21 protein-coding genes and 3 tRNA genes are annotated in these 19,251 nt (G+C 63.1%); 17 read left to right on the plus strand and 7 right to left on the minus strand.

Annotation, left to right across the window (positions count from 1 at the left end):
- Positions 1-74: 74 nt before the first annotated feature.
- Positions 75-995 carry a cation diffusion facilitator family transporter gene (locus NFJ07_RS10660; RefSeq protein WP_269994212.1) on the minus strand — a complete coding sequence of 307 codons (921 nt, stop codon included), beginning with the start codon at positions 993-995 and terminating at the stop codon, positions 75-77.
- 10 nt (positions 996-1,005) lie between these two features.
- A complete protein-coding gene (locus NFJ07_RS10665; RefSeq protein WP_269994214.1) occupies positions 1,006-1,500 on the minus strand; it encodes a metallopeptidase family protein in 495 nt (164 codons plus the stop codon).
- Between the two features lie 160 nt (positions 1,501-1,660).
- Between NFJ07_RS10665 and NFJ07_RS10670 the strand changes: the two genes are divergently transcribed.
- Together NFJ07_RS10670 and NFJ07_RS10675 are read left to right on the plus strand one after the other, a co-directional pair.
- The gene (locus NFJ07_RS10670) at positions 1,661-2,713 is read left to right on the plus strand and encodes a LacI family DNA-binding transcriptional regulator (protein ID WP_269994216.1); all 1,053 of its coding nucleotides are present in this window, start codon (positions 1,661-1,663) and stop codon (positions 2,711-2,713) included.
- A gap of 28 nt (positions 2,714-2,741) precedes the next feature.
- Positions 2,742-3,662: a carbohydrate kinase family protein gene (locus NFJ07_RS10675; protein WP_269994218.1), complete on the plus strand. Its 921-nt coding sequence runs from the start codon at positions 2,742-2,744 to the stop codon at positions 3,660-3,662.
- Between the two features lie 38 nt (positions 3,663-3,700).
- Here NFJ07_RS10675 and NFJ07_RS10680 read toward each other — a convergent pair whose 3' ends face one another.
- Positions 3,701-4,609, minus strand: a complete 909-nt coding sequence (locus NFJ07_RS10680) for a DMT family transporter (RefSeq protein WP_269994220.1) — start codon at positions 4,607-4,609, stop codon at positions 3,701-3,703.
- A gap of 226 nt (positions 4,610-4,835) precedes the next feature.
- Between NFJ07_RS10680 and NFJ07_RS10685 the strand changes: the two genes are divergently transcribed.
- The 10 genes from NFJ07_RS10685 (at position 4,836) to NFJ07_RS10730 (ending at position 9,898) form a co-directional block, all read left to right on the plus strand.
- A tRNA-Glu gene (locus NFJ07_RS10685) sits at positions 4,836-4,908 on the plus strand.
- A gap of 84 nt (positions 4,909-4,992) precedes the next feature.
- Positions 4,993-5,066, plus strand: a tRNA-Asp gene (locus NFJ07_RS10690).
- Positions 5,067-5,116: 50 nt separating this feature from the next.
- Positions 5,117-5,192 (plus strand) — tRNA-Phe (locus NFJ07_RS10695).
- 601 nt (positions 5,193-5,793) lie between these two features.
- Positions 5,794-6,672 (plus strand): hypothetical protein, encoded by an 879-nt coding sequence (locus NFJ07_RS10700; RefSeq protein WP_269994221.1) that lies wholly within the window; start codon positions 5,794-5,796, stop codon positions 6,670-6,672.
- A 348-nt stretch (positions 6,673-7,020) separates the two neighbouring features.
- Positions 7,021-7,494 (plus strand): Asp23/Gls24 family envelope stress response protein, encoded by a 474-nt coding sequence (locus NFJ07_RS10705; RefSeq protein ID WP_269994222.1) that lies wholly within the window; start codon positions 7,021-7,023, stop codon positions 7,492-7,494.
- Positions 7,491-7,682, plus strand: a complete 192-nt coding sequence (locus tag NFJ07_RS10710) for a DUF2273 domain-containing protein (RefSeq protein WP_059388473.1) — start codon at positions 7,491-7,493, stop codon at positions 7,680-7,682. Before NFJ07_RS10705 ends, NFJ07_RS10710 begins: the two co-directional genes overlap by 4 nt.
- The gene (locus NFJ07_RS10715) at positions 7,679-8,062 is read left to right on the plus strand and encodes a hypothetical protein (RefSeq protein WP_269994224.1); all 384 of its coding nucleotides are present in this window, start codon (positions 7,679-7,681) and stop codon (positions 8,060-8,062) included. Before NFJ07_RS10710 ends, NFJ07_RS10715 begins: the two co-directional genes overlap by 4 nt.
- A 101-nt stretch (positions 8,063-8,163) precedes the next feature.
- Positions 8,164-8,784 carry a DUF6286 domain-containing protein gene (locus NFJ07_RS10720; RefSeq protein ID WP_269994252.1) on the plus strand — a complete coding sequence of 207 codons (621 nt, stop codon included), beginning with the start codon at positions 8,164-8,166 and terminating at the stop codon, positions 8,782-8,784.
- On the plus strand, positions 8,781-9,392 hold the full coding sequence (locus NFJ07_RS10725) for a hypothetical protein (RefSeq protein WP_269994226.1): 612 nt from the start codon (positions 8,781-8,783) through the stop codon (positions 9,390-9,392). The genes NFJ07_RS10720 and NFJ07_RS10725 overlap by 4 nt, the downstream gene beginning before the upstream one ends.
- A gap of 110 nt (positions 9,393-9,502) precedes the next feature.
- Entirely contained in the window at positions 9,503-9,898 is a 396-nt protein-coding gene (locus NFJ07_RS10730; protein ID WP_269994228.1) for a hypothetical protein, read from the plus strand.
- A gap of 116 nt (positions 9,899-10,014) precedes the next feature.
- Here the strand turns inward: NFJ07_RS10730 and NFJ07_RS10735 are convergent, their stop codons facing one another.
- A complete protein-coding gene (locus NFJ07_RS10735) occupies positions 10,015-11,763 on the minus strand; it encodes a glycoside hydrolase family 13 protein (protein WP_269994253.1) in 1,749 nt (582 codons plus the stop codon).
- Between the two features lie 241 nt (positions 11,764-12,004).
- Here NFJ07_RS10735 and NFJ07_RS10740 point away from each other — a divergent pair, with 241 nt between their 5' ends.
- The 5 genes from NFJ07_RS10740 to NFJ07_RS10760 all read left to right on the plus strand — a co-directional run bounded on the left by NFJ07_RS10740 (position 12,005) and on the right by NFJ07_RS10760 (position 16,720).
- Entirely contained in the window at positions 12,005-13,285 is a 1,281-nt protein-coding gene (locus NFJ07_RS10740; protein WP_269994230.1) for an ABC transporter substrate-binding protein, read from the plus strand.
- 87 nt (positions 13,286-13,372) lie between these two features.
- Complete coding sequence (locus NFJ07_RS10745) at positions 13,373-14,395, plus strand: carbohydrate ABC transporter permease (protein ID WP_442865335.1); 1,023 nt, start codon at positions 13,373-13,375, stop codon at positions 14,393-14,395.
- Positions 14,392-15,267, plus strand: coding sequence for a carbohydrate ABC transporter permease (locus NFJ07_RS10750; RefSeq protein ID WP_269994233.1), 876 nt, complete (start codon positions 14,392-14,394; stop codon positions 15,265-15,267). Before NFJ07_RS10745 ends, NFJ07_RS10750 begins: the two co-directional genes overlap by 4 nt.
- Positions 15,264-15,536, plus strand: coding sequence for a hypothetical protein (locus NFJ07_RS10755; protein WP_269994234.1), 273 nt, complete (start codon positions 15,264-15,266; stop codon positions 15,534-15,536). The genes NFJ07_RS10750 and NFJ07_RS10755 overlap by 4 nt, the downstream gene beginning before the upstream one ends.
- Before the next feature lie 119 nt (positions 15,537-15,655).
- Positions 15,656-16,720 (plus strand): LacI family DNA-binding transcriptional regulator, encoded by a 1,065-nt coding sequence (locus tag NFJ07_RS10760; RefSeq protein ID WP_269994235.1) that lies wholly within the window; start codon positions 15,656-15,658, stop codon positions 16,718-16,720.
- On the opposite strand, the gene NFJ07_RS10765 is transcribed toward NFJ07_RS10760, so the two are convergent.
- The 3 genes from NFJ07_RS10765 to NFJ07_RS10775 form a co-directional block, all read right to left on the minus strand.
- Positions 16,721-17,590, minus strand: coding sequence for a hypothetical protein (locus tag NFJ07_RS10765; protein ID WP_269994236.1), 870 nt, complete (start codon positions 17,588-17,590; stop codon positions 16,721-16,723).
- Positions 17,591-17,622: 32 nt separating this feature from the next.
- Complete coding sequence (locus NFJ07_RS10770) at positions 17,623-18,429, minus strand: exodeoxyribonuclease III (protein WP_269994237.1); 807 nt, start codon at positions 18,427-18,429, stop codon at positions 17,623-17,625.
- Between the two features lie 64 nt (positions 18,430-18,493).
- Positions 18,494-19,060, minus strand: a complete 567-nt coding sequence (locus NFJ07_RS10775) for an HdeD family acid-resistance protein (protein WP_269994239.1) — start codon at positions 19,058-19,060, stop codon at positions 18,494-18,496.
- Positions 19,061-19,251 lie beyond the last annotated feature (191 nt).

Raw genomic sequence — 19,251 nt, forward strand, 5'->3', positions numbered from 1 at the left:
CGGTACTGCGTTCCGGAACACGGCCTTGGGCCCGCACCCGCGGTCTCGATGCCGGGCTGTCCGCCCAGAAGGCTCTACGCGTGCTGGTGGGTTTCGTGCGCCGAGTGGCCGGCCGGTTCCAGCTGGAAGGTGCAGTGCTCGGTGTCGAAATGCGAGCCGAGGCAGGAACCGAGTTGGTCCAGGAGCCGGTCGGCGCCGGTGGCGTCCAGGATCCGGTCCTCAACCACCACGTGGGCCGAAAAGACTGGAACGCCCGAGGTAATGGTCCAGATGTGGATGTCGTGAACGGCCACGACGCCCTCGACAGAGAGGATGTGCTCGCGGATCATTTTGACTTCGACACCCTTGGGCGTGGCTTCCAGCAGGACATCAACCACGTCGCGCAGCAGATGCCAGGCCCGGGGCAGGATCATGAGCGAGATCAGGATGGAGGCGATGGGGTCTGCCGCCCGGAAATCGCTGACCATGATGACAATCGCAGCGACGATGACGGCAAACGAACCCAAAAGATCGCCAAGGACTTCGAGGTAGGCGCCGCGGACGTTCAGGCTCTCCTTCTGCGCTCCACGCAGGATGAGGAGCGAGACCAGGTTGGCCACGGCACCCAGAACGGCGGCAAAGAGCATGACGTCGGTGCGGATTTCCGGTGTCTCCCCGAAACGGCGGAGTGCCTCGATGAAGATCACCACTGAGATCACGATCAGGATGAGGGCGTTGGCCAGCGCGGCCAGGACCTCGGCACGCTGGTACCCGTAGGTGCGTTGATCACTCGCCGGCCGGGTGGCTATCCAGGCGGCAAGCAACGCGATGAAGACGCCCGCGGCGTCGGAGAGCATGTGGCCTGCGTCAGCCAGCAGCGCCAGGGAACCGGAGACGACGGCGCCCGCCACCTGGACGAGGACCACGCCGAGGGTGATGGCCAGGACAGCGATCAGCCGCTTCCGATGCTTACCGGTTGCGGTAATGCCGTGCGAGTGGTCGTGATCGTGCCCCATGCCTACAAGGCTATCCCCAGCCGAGCTCGTGCAAGCGGTCGTCACCGATTCCGAAGTGGTGGGCGATCTCATGGATCACGGTAATCGCCACCTCGTCGATCACTTCCTGGCGGGATTCGCAGATATCCAGGATCGGCTGCCGGAAAATGGTGATCCGGTCCGGGAGGGAACCGGCATCCCACCAAGAGTCCCGCTCCGTCAACGGCACCCCCTCGTACAGGCCCAGAAGTACGGTGCCCGGTGCGTCTCCAGGTTGCGGGGTGTAGTCGTCCTCGATGAAGATGGCCACGTTGTCCATGGCCCGGGCCGCCTTGTCCGGGATGAGGAGCAAGGCATCGCTGACGGCCGCCTCGAAGTCTTCAGGCGACATCTCGAATGGACCGGTATTGAACTGCCCCGCCCCAACCGACGCCCCGGTACCAGGGAGCGGGGAGGAAATGCGCTCGCCGCCAGGGGCATCGCCGTCGGGAACGATAGGCAGGCCGGGAGGTAAATTCGCGGGCATGTACTGACTCTAGTCCGCGGCCCGGTCATTGACGCCGGATGTGATGGCAGCTACAGTTTTCCGGGTTGGTAATTCGTATAACCCAGCCCCAGGTTAAGCCCAGCCAGTCGTGCGGATCCTGTGACAAGCACGCCACAGCTCCCAAGAGACAGGCCAGCCTATGAACCGCCCCGGCAGCCGCTCCGGCACGACGATGAACGACGTCGCGGCCGCTGCCGGTGTTTCCCAGGCCACGGTTTCCCTGGTGCTCAACGACGCCGCGGGAACCAGGTTCTCCGAGGAAACCCGGCGCAGGGTCAATGCTGCCGCCCACGAACTGGGGTACCGGACCAACGCCCACGCCAAAGTACTCCGCGACGGCGTGGCGGGCATGATCGGCTTCGTCGGCGACTTCGTGGCCACAGCGCCATTCGCCGGCAAGATCATCGAGGGCGCCCAGGCCCGGGCTTGGGAGGCCGGACTGCTGCTCCTGACCGTCAACACGGGCGGTGACAAGGCCCTCGAAGCCGCTTCACTGGAGACCATGCTGTCCTACAAGGTCGCTGGAGTGGTCTACGCCGCCATGTACCACCGGGTCCTTGACGTGCCGGACGTCCTGGCGGAGGTGCCCGCAGTGGTGCTCAATTCACGCGACCGTTCCGGACGCTTTCCGAGCATCGCCCCCCAAGAGGAACTGGGCGGCTACACGGCCACCAAACGCCTGCTCGACGCCGGCCACAAGCGCATCGCAATGATCAACATCGGCGCGGTGGACGGTGAGCTTCCCGCCGCCGTCGGGCGCTATGCGGGGTATCTCCGGGCCCTCAAGGAGGCTGGCCTCCACCCCGACCCAGGGCTCCACCGGATCGGCGACGGGCATGAATCCGGCGGTTTCGACAATGCGCTGGCACTCATGACGGGTCCGCAGCCACCCACTGCCATCTTCTGCGCCAACGACCGCACAGCCTGGGGTACCTACCAAGCGTTGGCCCAGCTCGGATTGTCCATCCCGCACGATGTGTCGCTGGTGGGATTCGACAACCAGGAAACGCTCGCCCCGCACTTGCGGCCCGGGCTGACCACCCTTGAGCTGCCCTTCCTTGAGATGGGCCGGCGCGCCATTGAACTGCTGCTAGCCGGCGCGGAACGTGACGGCAGTACCGAATACTTTGAATGTCCCCTCGTCGAACGCCATTCCGTGACGGCGCCACTGAGATTCACTCATAGCCACTGAAACTCCCCAACCAAGGAACAGGAAACGCATGAACCACTCGCCCCTTGCGTCCGAGCCGCTCGACGTCGTCGTGGTCGGCGAAGCGCTCATTGACATCGTCAACTCGCCCGAAGGGCAGGTCGAATACCCCGGCGGCTCGCCTGCGAACGTCGCCTATGGCCTCGGGCGGCTCGACGTGAAAGCCGGGCTGCTGACCGCCGTCGGGCGCGATTCCCGGGGCGGGTCCATTGCTGCGCACCTGGCAAGCGCCGGTGTAGTTGTCCTGCCGGGTTCGCAATCGCTTGCGAAGACTGCGACGGCGACGGCGGAGATCGCAGCGGACGGCTCGGCCGAGTACACCTTCGACATCGAGTGGAAGCTGGCTCCCGCTGCCCTCCCTTACGCCCCGAAGGTGCTCCACACGGGCTCGATTGCTACGTTCCTTGAGCCCGGCGCCGCCGTCGTCAGGACCCTGCTGGAGCAGGCCCAGGGCGGATGCATCGTCACGTACGACCCCAACATCCGCACCGACCTCCTGGGCAGCCACGGCGAGGCACTCCGCATTTTCGAGGAGCTCGTGCCGTTGACCAGCGTGGTGAAGCTCAGCGACGACGACGCGTTCTGGCTCTATCCCAGCAAGTCATTGGAAGAGACTGCCAAGCACATCCTGAGCCTCGGGGCAGGGTTGGCGGTCGTCACCCGAGGCGCCCAGGGCTCCTTGATGGCGACGCCGCACACCCAGCTGACGGTTCCCGCGGTGACCTCGGTGGTGGCGGACACCATCGGCGCCGGCGATTCCTACATGTCGGCACTGATCCTGGGGCTGCTGTTGCGCGGTAGCCAAGGGCTTGCGCCCACGGTTCTCGAACGCATCGGGCAGACCGCATCCATGGCCGCAGCCATTACCGTGGGGCGCCCGGGAGCCAACCCGCCCACGCACCGCGAGCTTCTCGCCGGGATGGCAAGGTAGCGGCGGCCGAGGTTTTGACGGCGGCGCGGGGCACTTTGCTAGCGGGACCTGCGCCGCGTCAGCCCGACGCCTACGAGGCAAATGACGCCGCCCACGAGGCCCCAGATGGTGGGGATTTCCTTGAGAACCGCCCAGGAAATCAGAATCGTGGTGCCCGGAACCAGGTACGTCGTCGCGGCGAGTTTCCCGGCCTCGATGAGGGACAGCGCATAGGCCCACGTGGTGAAGGCGATGGCCGTCGGGAAGATCCCGAGGTACACCAAGCCGAGAGTGGCCGGAAGCGGCGCGGCCTGCACTTCGGCCACCAGTTGGCCGGCCCACGGCAGGCAGCATACGGCGCCCACCAAGATGCCAAACCAGGTGGCCTGTGCCGCGGAGAACTTGCGCAGCACAGGCTTCTGGACAATCACGCTCACCGCGGCGAGCACAGCGGCAAGAAGGCACAACAGCACTCCGGCGACGTCCGCCGTCGAGCGCTGTCCGGAACCGAGCGCGATCAACGCAACGCCGCCGAATGCTACGAGGCTGCCGATGATCAGCCAGCGCGGAAAGCCTTCTTTCAGGATGACGCCGGCGAGGACGGCGATCAGGATCGGCGAGACGTTGATGAGCATGGCGCTGGTCCCGGCGTCGAGCATGTGTTCGGCAGCGTTCAGTGCAAGGTTGTAACCCGCGAACCACATGACGCCGTAGGCAAGGATGGGCAGCCATTCGCGGCCTTTGGGCCAGCGCTTGAGCCTGGGCAGGGCGACAATGCCGAGCGCGACGGCGGCAACCACCAGCCGTCCAAGCGTCAAAGAACCGGGAGAGAAACTAGGCCCCACGGCGCGGATGCCTACGAAGGCGGACGCCCAAAGGACAACGGTGACGACGACTGCGGCGATGCCGAGCTTACTGATGGTCCGGGAGTTGGTGGTCGCCGGAGAGGTTGGGGTGCTTGTGGCCATGATGCCAATCTAGCCCGCGCGGGGCTGCGCGGACTGGCGGAATTCGGACGTCTTTCAACAAGAAACCGCCAACTCTGACGCACTGGTTTTGAAGCCGGTTTGCGTTCCGCGGGGCGCGATTTGGGAATATCCCTGACTATGCTCTAAAGTTTTAGAGTCCAGTTCGGACGAGCGAGAAGCGGGACGCATAGCGTTACCGCACGTCGCGAAATTCGAATTGTTCCAGGCCCCCATCGTCTAGCGGCCTAGGACACCGCCCTTTCACGGCGGCGGCACGGGTTCGAATCCCGTTGGGGGTACGCAAGGAACTGGTCGGGCCGGATTGAAAAGTCTGGTAAGCTGGAAGCCTTGAAAAAAGCGGTAGAGATACTGCAAACAAGCAAGGCCCTGTAGCGCAGTTGGTTAGCGCGCCGCCCTGTCACGGCGGAGGTCGCGGGTTCAAGTCCCGTCAGGGTCGCTCTGATTGCCGGAAGAAATTCCGGCAATCATGGTGACATTGTCACCTAAGGCTCTGTAGCTCAGTTGGTAGAGCGTTCGACTGAAAATCGAAAGGTCACCGGATCGACGCCGGTCGGAGCCACCACTGGGAAGCGTCAGTTCTTCGGAACTGGCGCTTTTCTTCTTTTAACCTGCAGGGGCAAAACCGGGGTTATTCGGTTTGTGCCTAAAAGGCGAAAATTTCCGTGCGTGCGCGTCATATCCCTGCGTACGCGTCGGATTCTGCTCAATCATTCGAACAGACAAACCACGTACCCCTGGAATCACGCGGCTGGCAACTTAGGGCACGGGGAACGGTCCAGCAGAATCCGGCGTGCGGCGTGCGGCGTGCGGTGATCGGATTTGCTGAGTGCTTGCGGTGCGCTTGCTCCAGTGTTTTTCGGGTCCCAGGCGAGTCTGGTCGGACTCGTTGAGCCCCGCCATGAGCAACCAGCGCTCACATCGAGGAAGACTGCAGCCCTGGAAATCCGAAAATGGGAACGCATGCGGCCCGCTATGTTCCCCGAGCTCCGGTCCCGCAGGGCCTGAGCTCAGCGCGGCCGGATGGTTTGGCCCAGTTGTGATCATTGACTCCGAAAATAGAAAAATACCGGTCGACCGGATTGTTATTGAGTTAGGCCTCCGGTATCGTCGGGCCCACCTGGTAATCCAGGCTGTCCAATGCAGTCAATTGATCATGGGGAATCATGAAACGAAGTCTCGTCGGCATCGGCCTAGCAGTAGCAATAGGTATCACTTCGGCATTGCTCGCAGCACCACCGTCCCAGGCAGCAGATATGTTTGACCCGCTGAAAGTTGTGCAGGAACGCGGCGGCCTCCTCGACTCTCAACGTGAGGCGAAGAAGGTGGCTCCTTCGCCTCAGGTGAGCGCAGCACGGAAGTCGACCATCCGCTCCGTTGACATTTCGCCCATATCACCAGGGGCGTCCAAACGAGTTACGGCGGACTCCGTTCGTGTAGAAGTCGCAAAGTCGGCGTCGCATGGATTCGTCACAGGAACCCGAGACAATCGGAACGTTAGCTACATCGTCATCAAGGACACATCTGCACCGTCTGACTACCAGTTCGCGATTGGCTCACCTAGTGAAGAACTGAAGCTGATCCCGGACAACCGTGGCGGCGTGACGGTTTCAGATTCGACGGGGAACCTTGTAAATACGATCCTCGCGCCCTGGGCAAAGGATGCCAACGGCAAGAATTTGCCGACGAACTACACGGTTTCAGGGAATGTGGTGACTCAGCACGTCGACACGCGGGGCGCTACCTTCCCGGTGGTGGCAGACCCGCAATACGGTTGCGGGGTCGGCTGGTGTTCAGTCTATTTCGACAAGCGAGAAACGCATGACGTTGCCACTGGCGGTATCGCCGCACTCGGCGGCGCGACCGCCGCATGCGGCGTAGGCGGGGCTGTTGGTGTTGCCGCCTGCGGACTGGCCTCGGGCGCGCTGGCGTGGACCGCAGTCACGGCGGACAACCACGGCAACTGCCTCGGGTTGTCATTTTGGGGAGTCTATCCCTTTATCGGATGGAATCCGTTTGAATACACTGGTGTGCAGTGCAGATAGCGGCCAAGCTGAGGAGCACTTATGTCTAGGGACAGGGTTATCTATTTGGTCGGGGTCGCGGTTATTGTTGCCGTAACGTGGTTCGTTTTGGTCCCGATTACGAGAACGACATACGAAGGTCTGCTCTACGCCTTCCTTGCCGTCGGTGCAGGTGCGCTGCTTCGTATGTGGTACGTGGCAGCCGTTCGCCGAAGGAAAGCGCGCAGCGAGTAGTTCCTCGAGCGGGTCCGGCCCAAGGCCACCTGCAATCCCGCCCCTGAACTGCCCTCTTCCTCTTTGTAGTTCCTTTTGTCTCCGCCTTGTCTTAGCCAAGCGCTAGGGTGGTACTCAAGAGAAGGGGAGGGCTAGATGGACCAGCAGGAAAGCTACACCGCGCCTGAACCGGAAGCCGTTGGGGCTCCGGTATCCGAGGACCGGCAAACGGTGGCAGGAAGTGGCCGCACAGTGATCTCGGATTCCGCTGTCGCCAAGGTTGCTGGCATTGCCGCCAGGGCTGTTCCGGGTGTCTATTCCCTCGGATCGGCTCCTTCGCGCGCCCTCGGAGCCATCCGCGATGCCGTCGGCAGCCAGGACCATGCGGCGGGTGTCCGGGCGGAGGTCGGAGAAACCCAAGTGGCCGTGGACATCAATCTCGTGGCCGTCTATGGATACCCTTTGCATGATGTCGCCAACCAGGTCCGCGCGGCCGTCTATCAGGCGGTCGAATCGTTGGTGGGGCTGGAAGTCATTGAGGTCAACGTGGAGATCAACGACGTCTACGTTGCGCCGCCCATCAAACCCGGAACAAAAGGCGCACTATCGGAAAGGGAGCCACTCCAGTGAACTTGACCGTTGTCGGAATCGGGATTGGCGCCTTCGTGGCGTTCATGGCCTTCCAGTTCGGGCTGTGGGGTTTTATCATCGCCCTTCTCTTCATGGGCATCGGTGCACTTCTGGGGCGCGCCGCGGACGGAAAGCTTGACCTGCGCAGCGTGCTGGATGCCCTCACCGGCCGCCGCTCATCGTCATGAGTTCCACGGCTGAGGCTGTGCAGCCCGCCGTCTCCCTGGCTGGCCACAACCGAATCAGCACCCAGGCCCTCACTACATTGGCCCAGGCGGCCGCTGCGGAAGCGCTCGGCGTCTCGGCGCAGGATGTTCGCGCCGAATGGTCGGACGACGACGGCCTCCTGGCACTCTCGGTTGCCGCCCCGATCCGTGTGCCCTCGCTGACGGAAGTCCTCAGGGATCCCCTGCGGGTAGGGGGATACGGTGGGACGGTTTGGGATCGGGCCGTAGCTGCCAAGACGGCCATTCTTGAGCGTGTCACCCAGCTCAGCGGTTCCACGTTGAGCCGCGTGGATATCCGGATCAGTGGCGCACGCATCAGTGAAGGAGCTCGCGTCCAATGAGCCACGCCCAGACCCCGCACGCCGGGCGCAGCCACCCGGACACTACGCACGCGCAGACGCCCGACGGCCAGGCCCCAGGCAGCGAGACCCCAGGCATCCAGATGCCAGACGTCCAGGCACCAGGGACCTCCGGCGTCGGCGACCGGATCGACGTCGGACTCCAGCGCATCCTCAGGCGCGAGACCCGCTCCTCCCGTGCGGGAATCGCCGGGCTGGCCGCGGCCCTTGTGATCGCGGCCTGTATCTATGCCCTTCTCGAATCCGCTTTGCGCGCCATTGGCCAACCACCGTGGCTCATCGATCCGCAAACGGCTGCCGAACGGCTCACGGCCCTGCCCGGAGGTATTTCGCCGTTGCTGCTCGGTGCACTCGGCGGTGTCGTGGCCATGGTGGGCCTGATTTTCTTCTTGAACGCGGTCCTGCCCGGCCGGAAGTCCCGTCACTTGCTTGAAGATCCCCGGGCCGGAGTGGTGGTGGATGACGAGGTCATCGCTTCGGCACTGGCCCGGGCTGCCCGGGCGGCGGCGAATGTCACCCAGGAGCAGGTCATGGTGGTGGTTTCGCAACGGCTGGTTGTGGTCAACGTCCGGCCCACCTCGGGCGTGCCCTTGCACGAGGAACGGATCCTTGCCGGCGTCGAGGATGAACTTCAAAGGATGGCCCCTTCGCCCATGCCTTCAGTCCGTGTCAATGTCGCTACGTCCGGGGTGATCGGGGCATGAACGGCACTCCGCACGTCCTCAACCGCATCCTGATCGGCATCCTTGGCCTGATTCTGTTGGCGATCGGCTTTCTCCTGATGCTGCTCGCCACTGTTCCCGCCGTGGGAAGTTGGTGGCAAAGCTGGTCCACCGGCCTCTGGGAACACGCCAAGTACCTCTCTGAGCAGACCCGCATTCCAGGACGTCAGGAAAGCTGGCTCTGGGTTGCCGCAGCTGCGGTGCTTGTTGTGCTGATCGTGCTCATGGTGTCTTGGGTCTCGCAGCAGGGCAAAGGCCGCGCCAACCTCATCGTGTCGGAGTACGACGACGCCCGGACCCCTGGTGATGTCAACATCGGCGGGAACCTTGCCGAGCAGGCGCTCAAGGCGGCCCTCGCGGAACGGACGGATCTCGCGGGCGTAATGGTGGCAACCTACGAGGTCAACGGTCGTCCCGGGCTCCGGATCAGGGTCCAGCCCCGTCAAGGCGTTTCTCCGCACACGCTGGCCGCTGATGTTTCCCGTTTGGTGGAGGCACTGGACATAGTGGTGGGACGCAAGACTCCCGTGTTGATTCATATCGGGGCCGGCGCGAGGACCAGGTTCAGCAAGGCCGAGCGCGTTCGTTGAACTGACACGCAGCCGTTGTTAATCGGATAGCCATGTTCCTTTCCCGGGCGTTTTGCGTTGCAGAGGTGTCCGTGGGGCCATAGTTTGAAGGGTAGGGGGAACTCTTCCCTTTGGTTGGGCTTGCCCGGCCGGCACCGGACCCTGGGTCCGAGTCAAGCCGATGGACCAAAACACTTTGGACCAGGAACAAGGAGAAAACCAGGAGCGAAGAAGTCAACAACATCAAGCAAACCGCCGAAGCCGCAGCTGAACAGGCCAAGCACGTCGCAGGCGATGCCGCGGAGCACGTCAAGGAATTTGCCGGCGAGGCGGTCGGAAACGCAAAGGAATTCGCGGGCGATGCCGCTGAGCACGTCAAGGAGTTCCTCTCGGGCGACGTGGCTGAGAAAGCCAAAGACCTCGCAGGGGATGTTGCCGGGAACGCCAAGGAAATCGCGGGGGATGTGGCCGAGAATGCCAAGGGCCTCGGCGCCAAGATCGCCGGTTTCTTCAAGGGCGGCAAGTAAGCTCCACGCTAGTGGCGCCTTCCTGACCCTCTTTGGTTACAGAACGGGGCCGACACGCAGCAAGTTGTGCGTGTCGGCCCCGTTTTCGCGCCAAAGAAGGTCGGGAAGGGAAGCCCCTACCGCGCCACGAGGTACACCCCGCTATTCGGGACAATCGAAGCCCCGCCCGAGCCGCCATCGCTGGAGAGTTCCACTCGTAGCCCGACCGGCACGGGGAGAGCCGCAGTACCCATGTTGACCACTACCAGCACGTCCCGGTTGTGGAAGGCCAGGACTCCGTTGGCGGGATCGTGCTCCTCAGCCCACTGGAACGTGCCCGAGCCAAGGCGGCGTGACCTGCGGAAAGTCAGGACGGAGCGGTACAGCTCGAGGGTGGAGCCCTCGACGCCGGACTGGACGTCCGCAGCCAGCTCGCCGAACGCTTCGGGCTGGGGCAGCCAGGGCGCTGCGGGCGCTCCGCCAGCAGCACCGGCGCGGCTCGTACCGGACGATACCCCTTCCGAGAATCCGAAGCCGGGCTCGGCGGATTTCCAGGGCAGCGGCACGCGGCACCCATCGCGGCCGCGCTCCACGCCCTTGGTACGGAAGAATGACGGATCCTGGCGCGCTTTGGCCGGCAGGGACGTGTGCTCCGGCAGGCCGAGTTCCTCACCTTGGTACAAATAGGCCGAGCCCGGGAGTGCGAAAGACACCATGGAGGCGGCCCGTGCCCGCGCCAGGCCCAGGCCGGCGTCGGGCTGTTCGTCTTCCGCCGCGATTCCCTTCGGGAAGGTGGTGGGATCGGCCAGCCCAAAACGGCTGGGGTGCCGGACGGTGTCGTGGTTGCTCAGGACCCAGGTGGAGGGAGCCTCGACGGATCCCGCCGCGTCCAGCGAAGTTTCGATTGCCTCCGCCATGCGCTCCGCATCCCAGCCAGCCAAGAGGAAATCGAAGTTGAAGGCCTGCTGCATTTCATCCTTGCGGACGTACCGGGCCAACCGCTCCGCAGGCTCGACCCAGGCCTCGGCAACCAGCATGCGGTCGCCGTCGTACTCGGCGAGGACTCTGTGCCATTCGCGGTAGATCTCGTGGACGCCGTCCTGGTCGAAGAAGGGCGACGGCGGGTCCAGCGGCGGCTTGACCTTGTGCTCGACGGCGGTCGCGACGGCCCCGTCGGCGTTGTCGGCTGCGGGGACAATGTGAAGCTTGGCCGTGTGCGGTTCGACAGCTTCGCTGTGGGCGCCCGGTGCGGATAAACCACCTTCGACCATGGCGGCAACGCCTTCCCAATCCGGCAAGCCGGCTTCTTTGACCAGGCCGTGGGCAACATCCACCCGGAAGCCGTCAACTCCGCGGTCCAGCCAGAAGCGCAGTACCGAACGCATCTCTTCGTGAACCTCGGGGTTCTCCCAGTTGAGGTCGGGCTGCCTCGTATCGAAAAGGTGCAGGTACCACTCGCCGGGAGTGCCGTCGTCGTTCGTTAGGCGCGTCCACGCGGGGCCGCCGAAGATGGATTTCCAATTGTTCGGGGCCAGGGCCCCGTCCCCGGAACCCGGTTTCGAGTCTTTGCCCGGGTGGAACATGTAGCGCTCGCGTTCGGGGGAGCCTGGGGCTGCGGCGAGGGCTTCGCGGAACCAGGCGTGCTCGTCCGAGGTGTGGTTGGGCACGAGGTCGACGATCACCTTGATGCCCAGGCTGTGTGCCTTCTCCAGCATGGCGTCGAAGTCATCCAAGGTGCCGAAGAGGGGATCCACGGCCCGATAGTCGGCTACGTCGTATCCGGCATCAGCCTGCGGCGACTTGAAGAACGGGGAGAGCCACACGGCATCCACGCCCAACTTTTGCAGATAGGGCAATTTCGCGGTGACCCCCGCAAGGTCGCCCATTCCGTCGCCGTTGGCATCGGCGAAAGAGCGGGGATAAATCTGGTAGACGACGGCGCTTGCCCACCACGCGGAATTGCTGGAACCGGGGGTTGGGATCGGGGAGTGCGGCACTGGATTCCTCTCGATGACATATTTTTGTGTAAACGCTTGCATTCCTACCCGGAAGCTTACTAATGTGAGGCTCACCACATCAACCGCACTGCGGAAAAAGACCTGGTCCACTCACTGAGGAGTCCCCAGCATGAACACACGCAAGTACCTTTTGCCGGCTGCTGTTGCCGGCGTGCTAGCAATGTCCCTGTCCGCCTGTGGTGGCGGCGGTGGCGGCAGCACAGCCTCAAGCGGCGGAGATGCCGCAGCAAACGTCGACGGACGCGGTCCCATCACCTACGTCCAAGGCAAAGACAACAGCAACGTTGTCCGCCCGCTCGTCGATAAGTGGAATGCGGCGCACCCGGACCAGAAGGTCACCTTCAAGGAGCAGTCCGACCAGGCGGACCAGCAGCACGACGATTTGGTCCAGAACTTCCAGGCCAAAAACGCAAATTACGACGTCGTTGACGTGGACGTTATCTGGACCGCTGAATTTGCCGCCAAGGGTTGGCTGCAGCCGCTCACGGACAAGATGAGCATCGATACCTCCAAGATGCTGCCTGCCACGGTCAAGACGGCAACGTACAACAACACGCTTTTCGCAGCACCCCAGACCTCGGACGGCGGCATCCTCTTCTACCGCAAGGACTTGGTGCCCACACCGCCCAAGACCTGGGACGAGATGATGAGCATGTGCTCCGTGGCGAAGGCCCACAATATCGACTGCTACGCGGGACAATTCGCCAAGTATGAAGGCCTCACCGTGAACGCGGCTGAAGCCATCAACTCCGCCGGCGGCACGATCGTTGGAGACGACGGCAAATCGACCGTGACCTCTGCGGCGGCCAAGGCAGGCCTCAACAACCTGGTCACGGCGTACAAGAACGGGAACATCCCGACGCAGGCCGTCACTTATCAGGAAGAACAGGGCCGGCAGTCCTTCGAAGACGGCAAGCTCCTCTTCCTGCGCAACTGGCCCTACGTGTACAACCTCGCCAAGACGGACGGCTCATCCAAGGTGAAGGACACTTTCGGCATGGCTCCGCTCCCGGGCATGACCGGCCCCGGCGCCTCGTCCCTCGGTGGTCACAACCTTGCTGTCAGCGTCTACTCGCAGCACAAGGCAACGGCCAAGGACTTCCTTGCCTTCATGACCAGTGAAGAAACTGAAAAGTTCTACGCCACGCAGGGTTCGCTGGCCCCGGTCCTGGGTTCCCTGTACGACGATCCCACTCTGGTCCAGCAACTGCCGTACCTTCCGGTGTTGAAGACCTCAATTTCGAACGCCGTGCCGCGCCCGGTCTCGCCGTTCTACCCAGCAGTCACCAAGGCCATTCAGGACAATGCCTACGCTGCCATCAAGGGTGACAAGTCCGTCGATCAGGCACTGACGGACATGGACACGGCCATCAACTCGGCCAGCCAGTAGCGACACCTCCAGTGAACCTCGGGCGGCTGGCGCTTCACGCGAACGGCCGCCCGAGGGGCACGCTATCAATTTCCGGAAGGAGGGGAAATGTCCACCCTTGCGCAGCCTAAACGGGCGCCAGAGACACCAAGCCCCAAACCCAAAAAAGTTCAAAAAGAAGTAGGACAGGACCGGGCGGCCACGTCCCAAGGCCGGTGGGCGTTCTGGTTGATTTCTCCCGCATTGGTGTTGCTTGCCGTCGTCATCGTGTACCCGGTGGTCAACGCTATTATCATGGCGTTCCAGAAGGACCAGGGTCTTGACCCGGTGACCAAGGTCTTCGTCCAGGGTGGACCCGCCGGCTTCGACAACTTTGTCCACTGGTTGGCCCAGCAATGTGGCTCAGCTGCCTGTGCGCCTGGCACTCTTGGCGCCCAGTTCTGGAGCGCCGTTGGAACGACGTTCTTCTTCACGGTTGTCACAGTTGTCTTGGAGACTGTCCTCGGGTTCTGGATGGCCGTCATCATGGCGCGGACTTTTCGCGGCCGCAGTGCCCTTCGTGCTGCTGTCCTGGTTCCGTGGGCCATTCCAACGGCCGTGACCGCGAAGCTGTGGTTCTTCATCTTCGCTTTCGACGGAATCGCCAACAAGCTCTTTGGCACGGCAATCCTGTGGACCGGCAGCGAATGGCCAGCCCGCTGGGCGATCATCATTTCCGACGTCTGGAAAACCACGCCGTTCATGGCCCTGCTGATTTTGGCTGGCCTCCAGATCATCCCGGCAGAAGTGTACGAAGCAGCGAAGGTCGACGGCGCCTCGGCATGGCAGCGTTTCACCCAGATCACCTTGCCGCTGGTGAAGCCGGCACTCATGGTGGCTGTCCTGTTCCGTGTCCTTGACGCACTGCGCATGTATGACCTCCCGGCCATCATGACCCAGGGCTCGAACGGCACAACAACGTTGTCGATCTTGGTGGTCGACCAGATCCGTCAGGGATTCAACTCAGCAGCGGCCTTGTCCACCATCACCTTCTTGATCATCTTCCTCGTCGCGTTCATCTTCGTTCGTTTCCTGGGAGCCAACGCAGTCGCCTCAGCCACACCCAAGACCACCAAGGGGCAGGAAAAATGACCGCCGTGAGTTTTGACACCGCTCCCAAGACGGCAGCCCGACGGCGGGAACGCTGGGCGAGCGGGCGCACGTACCTCAGCGCAGCCATCATCTTCATCTGGTGCTTGATTCCCTTCTACTGGATGATCGTGACCGCGTTCCGCGACGTTGGATACACCTTCGATTCGACGCCTTTCTTCACCCACGTCACCTGGGACAACTTCACCACGGTGTTCTCGGAGAACCTGGGCAACCACTTCGGCCGGAACCTCCTGAACTCGCTCTTCGTGGCAGGGGTGACCACCGTAGTTGCCCTGCTATTCGGCGTGTTCGCGGCGTATGCCTTGTCCAGGCTCGAATTCCGGTTCAAGTTCCTGGTCCTCGGCTTTGTCCTCGGGGCTTCGATGTTCCCGGGCGTGGCCTTGGTGACTCCGCTGTTCCAGCTGTTCACCAACATCGGCTGGTACGGCACATATCAGGCACTGATCATTCCGAACATCTCGTTTGTGCTCCCTCTGACGGTGTACACCCTGACCTCCTTCTTCCGGGAAATGCCGTGGGAGCTGGAGGAATCAGCTCGAATCGATGGCTGCACCCAGGGGCAGGCATTCCGCAAGGTGATCATGCCGCTTGCCGCGCCCGCTGTGTTCACCACCGCAATCCTGGCGTTTATCGCTTCGTGGAATGAATTCCTCATCGCGAGCCAGCTGTCCAATGACCAAACCAAGACCGTTACGGTGGCTATCGCCTACTTCGCCGGTGCCCAGGCCCACCAGGAGCCGTACACCGCCGTCATGGCAGCCGGAACGGTTGTGACTATTCCGCTTGTGATCCTCGTGCTGGTCTTCCAGCGCAAGATCGTGGCGGGCCTCACAGCGGGCGCCGTCAAATGACGCAAACTCCGGATTCGGCCGGGCCGCCCCTCGGCGGCCCGGCCAAGGAGCAGCACGCGCGAGTGAAATCGGCGGAAGATTTCGACCTCGTGATAGGTTTTCTCGGCTTTTGGGCCTTGGTCCTGCTGGTCATCACCGTGGCCGCCGAGCTCACGGCCCAGCCCGCACTGGGCTGGGCCCTGGGCCTGCTGGCGGTATTGCTGGCCCTGTGGGGGATGCTTCGGCTTCGCCGCAGGCTCCCCGCACGGACATCCAGGCGCATCAGGTGAGCAGCGAGCCGAAATAAGTAGCGCGGAATCGGCGGAAGGCAACCAGGCGGAATACGCTGGTTATCTGCCGTCTGGGAAGGAACCCCCGGCTTCCGCACGGATTCTTTGAGGGGGCTTGAGTGGCAAAAACGAATGAACGGTCCCAGCGTGGCGGCCACGCAGGAGCCAGCATTGAGGACGTTGCACAGGCCGCAGGCGTTTCCACCGCCACCGTTTCCCGCGCGGTGCGCGGCCTTCCCCGGGTATCTCCGGCTACCCGGGAAAAGATCCTACGGGTCGCCGGAGAACTTGGGTATGTGGCGTCGTCGTCCGCTTCGGGGCTGGCCACGGGCCGCACCAGGACGATCGGTGTCCTGGCCCCTTACGTGGACCGTTGGTTCTTCTTCAAGGCCATCGAGGGCGTAGACCGCGAGCTCCACGCGCGCGGCTACAACCTGTCCCTGTTCAACCTGGGCGGGCAGCGCGGAGCGCGGGAACGGCTCTTCAGCAAGACGATGGTCTATAAGCAGATCGATGCACTCCTGGTTCTCTGTATGTCCCTGACCTCCGAGGAAATCGCCGATCTCCAAAGGATCGAAATCCCCTTGGTGATTGTCGGCGGTCCAGTGGAGGACTGCCCCAGCATCGGCATCGACGATTACGCTGCCTCGGTGGAAGCCACCATGCATCTGTTGAACCTCGGCCACCGGGAGATCGCGCTGCTCCACGGCCAGGACGATTCCGACTTGAACTTCACCGTGCCGCGACTGCGCGTTGACGGCTTCACGGATGCCATGACGAGCGCGGGCTTTTCCATGCCTCCGGAATGGGACATTTTCGGAAACTTCACCGTGGGCAGCGGCCAGGAAGCCTTCGACGAGCTGTGGGGCAAGCCCGGGCCCAAACCGACGGCGATCTTCTGTGCTTCCGATGAAATGGCCATGGGGGCCATGTTGCAGGCGCGGCGCCGTGGCGTCCGCGTACCGGAAGAATTGTCCATCATCGGTATCGACAACCATGAATTCGCCGAGGCCATGGGCCTGACAACGGTGGCCCAGGACCCCGTTGAACAAGGCCAGACGGGCACGCGCATGCTGTTGGACGAATTGGCCGGGGCCACAGGTTCCGTACGGTCCATGAAAGCACCCCACCGGCTGATCGTCCGCGAAACCACCGCCCCGCCCCAGGAGCTAGCGCCCGCCTAGCTAGGAAGCCCGGGCCAACTGCCTGATGGGGATCCAGCGGGAAGCCAGCCTGCGATAAGCCGCGGCCGCTCCGGTCATGTCGCCCTCGGCCAGGCATTCGATGCCGAGCCTGACATCCATGGGCGACTCGTCCGGGTACACCTTGTCCGCCACCGCGCCATAGTCCAGTTCGACCATTGACTGCACATGGAACAATTCGAGCCATTCCGTGAGCTGGGTCAGGTCGTCCAGCATGTCCAGGTCCGGGGCGGCGAGGGCGAGGTTGGCTACGGCAAAGCGTGCCCGGTCCAAGGCATCCGTCAGTGAGGCCCAGACCCTGACTGTCAGGATGCGTCCGCCGGATTCCACGACATCCTTGCGGTCCGCCTCCTGGAACAGCGAGAACCAGCTGAAGGGGATGCCCCAGGTGGAGGCCCGTGTGTGCACGCGCTTCGCGTCGTGACTGGCGTTGATACGGTCGATTCGTGCCTGGTGCCGGTCGCGCTGGTCCACGGGGATGAGCAGGTCCGCGAGCGGTCCGTGGATACCTTCCATGAGGGCGTTGGCCGCCAATCCTGCCCGGATGACCAGTTGGCTGGGGCAGTAAAGCAGCCGTGCGGCGTCGGGGTCTTTCCGATCCCCGGAAGGAACCCGCGTGATGCGGACCAGATCGGTGCTCCCGGTGGGGAAAGGGTCGCCGCCCTTGCGGGTGACCCGTCCGAGGGAAGCGAGCAGCTCGGCATTTTCGACGGCGGCCCGCGAACCGCTGCGGGTGCCGCTCGCCACGAGCTGCAGCCGCTGGTCCTCGGGGAATGCTTCGAGCGGTTCGTAGACACGCAACGCCGAAGAGAAGGGCAGCCCAGCCTGGCTCCCGTATAGCTTTCCGCTCATCGCAGGCCCGCCTCCTCCAAAATTGTCGCTGCTCAGTCCGTTAGCTCCACGATCACGGGAGCGTGGTCCGAGGCACCCTTGCCCTTGCGTTCCTCGCGGTCGATCGAGGCCCCGTTGACGCGGGCCGCCAGCGCGGGGGAGGCCATGACGAAGTCAATACGCATGCCCTCCTTTTTCGGGAACCGCAGCTGCGTGTAGTCCCAGTAGGTGTAGACGCCGGGACCTGGGGTGTAGGGGCGGGCGACGTCGGTGAAACCGGCCGCTTCGAACGCCCGGAAGGCCTCGCGCTCGGGCTCGCTGACGTGGGTAAGCGCGTTCGCCCGGAAGAAATCGATGTCCCAGACATCCTCGTCCAGCGGCGCGATGTTCCAGTCGCCCATGAGCGCCACCTGGGTCTCGGGGTTCTCCGTGACCCAGCCGGCGGCGTGGCCTTTCAGGGTGTCCAGCCATTTGAGCTTGTACGGCATGTGTTCGTCGTCCAGGGAACGACCGTTGGGAACGTACAGGCTCCACACCCGTACCCCGCCACACGTTGCGGCAATCGCACGGGCTTCCTGGACAGGATCCTTGCCGGCTTTTCCGAAGGCGGGCTGGTCAACAAAGGTGCGTTCGACGTCGTCGAGCCCTACACGCGAGGCGATCGCCACACCGTTCCATTGGCTCAGGCCGAAGTGGGCAACCTCGTAGCCCATGCGCTCGAAGAGCTCCCACGGGAAATTGTCATCCTTGCACTTGGTTTCCTGCATGGCGAGAACGTCGCAGTCACTGCGCTGCAGCCAGGCCTCGACGCGGTCGGCACGTGCGCGGAGCGAATTCACATTCCAGGTAGCTATCTTCACAGGCACTAACTTACCGAACTTGGGACCTGGCGCATCCCCCTGGGGTGGATTGCTCCCGCAGGGGCTAATGCGCGAGCATCACCGAAGAGGAGGCGCGCCTGCGGAGCTTGATACCAGAGGCGATCAACAGAACACCGCTGACCGCCGCGTATGTCGCGAGGAGCGCCACCACGCCCAGGAATCCGGCTCCGGGATTGACGAGCACAAAAAGTCCAAACAAGGTGGTGATCAGCCCTGTCAACATCCAGATCAACCAAGCCCTGATGGTCCTCCGGGCGTCCATGGCAAGGATGATTTGCGAAATCCCCAAGAGCAGGGCCCATGCTCCTATGAGGACGCCCAGCGCCGCGGCGGTGATGCCCGGCCACGAAACGGCCACGAGGCCGGTCGCGACGGAGATGAAGCCGCCAATCATGCTCCAGCGGGAGTGGCGCGCAGGATCGTAGAAGTAATGGGCCATGTCGGTGAGTCCATCGGTGATGGCGTAGACGCCGAACACGTAGACGAGGGCAAAAACCGTGGCGACCGGCAAAGAAGCGACCAGGAAGGCCAAGAGAAGGGCCAAGGCTCCCCGGAAGATTAGCGCCGTTCCTGAATGCTGAAACAACTTGCGTCCTGCGGTGTCGGACATAGGGTCAGTGTAGACCCGGCGCGGTAGCTGGTGAAGTGGTCAGCTGGAACTCACCGCCAGATGCCCAACTAACTCGCAGTTGTTGTCGTTATGCGGGCTGATAACGACAACAACTGCGAGTCAGCGGATGAGCGCCGCTGGTGCGCCGTGGTTTGGGAAAGTATGCGCGTTACTCGCCGGGGCTCTGGTGA

This window comes from Arthrobacter sp. B2a2-09 (genome assembly GCF_027587375.1).
Taxonomy (GTDB): Bacteria; Actinomycetota; Actinomycetes; order Actinomycetales; family Micrococcaceae; genus Arthrobacter.